Source organism: Haloferax sp. Atlit-10N (genome assembly GCF_003586325.1).
Classification (GTDB): Archaea; Halobacteriota; Halobacteria; order Halobacteriales; family Haloferacaceae; genus Haloferax; species Haloferax prahovense.
Genome location: NZ_PSYX01000175.1, coordinates 1 through 441 on the forward strand (window position 1 = coordinate 1; position 441 = coordinate 441).

The following is a 441-nucleotide window of genomic DNA, read 5'->3' on the forward strand; positions in this document are numbered from 1 at the left end:
CGTAAAGCCGTACTGGCAACTCGACCTTCCGAAGCCGGCGTTTCGGGCGAAACTCGACGAGAAGTTGGCCGACGACCATCTCACGCCGTACGTCGGCCTGCTCGACCACACGCCGATGAGCTACTGGGAGGCGTACCGGGCGGCAGACGACGTCGTCGCAGAGTGCTACGACGCCGCCCCCGAAGACCGCGGCGTCCACCTTCTCATCGGGCCGCCGGAGTATCTCGGACACGGCCACTCGATACCGCTCTTGCGAGCGATGACGGCGTTTCAGTTCCGCGCGACCGACGCGACTCGCGTCGTCAGCGAACCGGACGTGCGAAACGAGCGGGTCATCCACGTCTTCGAGCGATGCGGCTACGAGCCGCAGGGACGCATCGACCTCCCCGACAAGGAGGCGCTGTTGATGCACTGCGAGCGCGACCGGTTCTTCGACACGGT

1 protein-coding gene is annotated in these 441 nt (G+C 65.8%); it reads left to right on the top strand.

The window, feature by feature from the left end; translation table 11 throughout:
• Positions 1-441 (top strand): GNAT family N-acetyltransferase (locus C5B91_RS21730; RefSeq protein WP_147374925.1); only part of this gene is annotated, 441 nt, incomplete at both ends.